General features: G+C 43.8%; 3 protein-coding genes. 2 read left to right on the forward strand and 1 reads right to left on the reverse strand.

Annotated elements, in window-relative coordinates; all coding sequences use genetic code 11:
• Positions 1 to 29: 29 nt before the first annotated feature.
• On the forward strand, positions 30 to 701 hold the full coding sequence (locus LRP50_RS25090; protein WP_274167124.1) for a Dph6-related ATP pyrophosphatase: 672 nt from the start codon (positions 30 to 32) through the stop codon (positions 699 to 701).
• A 49-nt stretch (positions 702 to 750) separates the two neighbouring features.
• Entirely contained in the window at positions 751 to 1,551 is an 801-nt protein-coding gene (gene murI, locus LRP50_RS25095; RefSeq protein WP_274167123.1) for a glutamate racemase, read from the forward strand.
• Here murI and LRP50_RS25100 read toward each other — a convergent pair.
• Entirely contained in the window at positions 1,529 to 1,987 is a 459-nt protein-coding gene (locus LRP50_RS25100; protein ID WP_028024320.1) for an RNA recognition motif domain-containing protein, read from the reverse strand. The two genes, murI and LRP50_RS25100, sit on opposite strands and share 23 nt — an antisense overlap.
• Positions 1,988 to 2,381 lie beyond the last annotated feature (394 nt).

Here is a 2,381-nt window from a genome sequence, read left to right on the forward strand (position 1 = left end):
ATCAGGCGGCTTTTCTTTTGGAAGTAAACATGAAAAAACGGGTTATTGTCAGCTGGTCTTCGGGTAAAGATTCAACGCTCACACTTTGTCGGCTTCAACAAAATCCTGATTATGAAGTCGTCGGTTTATATACGTCGTATGTGAATGGGGAAGTGCCTTTTCAAGCTACGCCAATCGATATCGTCAAGGCGCAAGCTAAGAGCATTGGCTTACCTTTAGTGCTTATCGAATTAGAACAAGTGTTCCCGCCAAACCATGTTTATCAACAAGCTATTATTGAAGGTATAAAAGATAGTGGTCTTGAAATTGACGCAGTCGCATTTGGAGACATGTTTTGTAACGGCATAGAAGCATATCGCCGAAGCTATATTGAGCCGCAAGGATGGGAATGTGTTTTCCCTTTGTTAGGGCAATCGAGTGTTAGATTGGCTAACGAGATAATAGAAGAAGGTATCGTGACTCACCTTACGACAATAGATACCTCCCAGCTTAATTCAGTATTTTTGGGCCGTCTTTATGAGCATCAATTGTTAGGCGAATTACCACAGAGCTGTGATCCTTGTGGTGAGGATGGTGAGTTTCATACATTAGTTACCGATGCACCGTGCTTTTCTTGGCCTTTAGCGGTGGAAGTGGATAAGTGGGTGTTGGAAGGGCGTTTTCATCATCAGATTTACCGACTGAGTGAACCGGAGATTTAAAAGACTGCGTTCACAACGTATCATTGCGACGAAAACCATAGAAAAGGTAATGATAGTGAAAAGTGTGCTGATTTTTGACTCTGGCGTCGGAGGTTTATCCGTCTTTAAAGAAATAGCGAAAACAATGCCTGAGCAGCACATTATCTATGCGTTTGACAACGCAGCATTTCCCTACGGGGAGTTAGCCGACGATGTATTGGTGAGCCGTGTATGTGGCATGGTCTCTACACTGTGTGCAGAGCATGATATCGCCTTGGTCGTGATTGCATGTAATACCGCAAGCACCATTGTTCTTCCTCCACTACGTGAAAGACTGTCAATTCCTGTGGTGGGGGTTGTTCCTGCCATCAAGCCCGCGGCAGCGATCAGTCAAAGCAAACGAATCGGCCTATTGGCCACACCTGCAACCGTGAAGCGTGACTATACCCAGCAGCTCGTTCGAGATTTTGCCCCTTACTGCCAAGTGACTATGGTTGGCTCTACCGAGCTTGTGCAAATGGGAGAAGCAAAGCTAAGAGGGGTTCCTGTTAACCCATCGACACTTTCAACAATATTGGCACCGTTCGTTAATCACGTGGATTGCATCGTATTGGGTTGTACGCACTTTCCGCTATTAAAGCGGGAGATCGAGCTGGTTATGGGAAGCGATTGTGTCGTTATTGATTCCGGGCAAGCCATTGCGAGTAGAGTGAATGGCTTACTAAATGAAGAAGGAGACCAAAAGGCCTCCTTTAATCGTCAGTTGCTGCACTCTGTTTTCAGCAGTGCTGCCGTTGAAGATGAAGTCGCGTTGAATCAAGAAATGAAGAAGCTTGGCTTCTCACCGATCAAGCGCGCTCCGATTTTCTAGGATCGTTAGCTTCACGTACCTTCAACGTTCGGTCACCATATTCTGCATTGTTAAGTGCTTCTATCGCTTCAGGTGAATCGGCTGCTGCCATTACAACAAAGCCAAAACCTCGACGCTTACCCGTGCGCTTGTCTTTCATTAAACGAACTGCAAATACTTCACCATGTTTGGCAAAGAGTTCCTTTACGTCGTTTTCATTAGCGCGATATGGCAGGTTGCCGACATAGATGGTTTTACTATTTGTAGAAGTTGGTAGTTCAGATGAACTTTCACCCGCAGACTTAGTAGAAAGAAGAGAAAGGGCAATACCAACAGAAATAGCGCCTAGAGCAAATGATGCCCCGTTACTTGTAATCACAGTTTGTGAACTGTTAAGGATAAAAAAGCCAATCAAAGCAATGGCAGCGGTAATTAACAAACTAATAGATGTTTTCATAATCATTAAATTTAAAAGTCGGTTAGAAGAAATAGCATGAAGGATCGAAATCAATGCTGACTAAAATAAATACAATTGTCGGTTCGATATTACGGTTATTGAAGTGTTATTGCCAGTAAGTGAATGTGACGCCTATCTAATGTTGCAATTTGTTGTGTTTTTTAAAGTTTAGGTTGAATTGTGTTCAGTCGGAATAAAAACAGATAAAAAGCCTTGCCAATGTGATCTCAGTCTCTATAATGCGGCCTCACTGACACGGAGAGCGGCACATGATTCAAGTGCTACCTACCCAATCAGTATGGCGAAAACGGCTTAAAACTTGATTGAAAATAAACGCTTGACGTTAACGGCTCAATCAGTAGAATGCCCGCCTGCTTCAACGGACAAGCCCAGA

It is taken from the genome of Enterovibrio gelatinilyticus, from assembly GCF_028683095.1.
Lineage (GTDB): Bacteria > Pseudomonadota > Gammaproteobacteria > Enterobacterales > Vibrionaceae > Enterovibrio > Enterovibrio gelatinilyticus.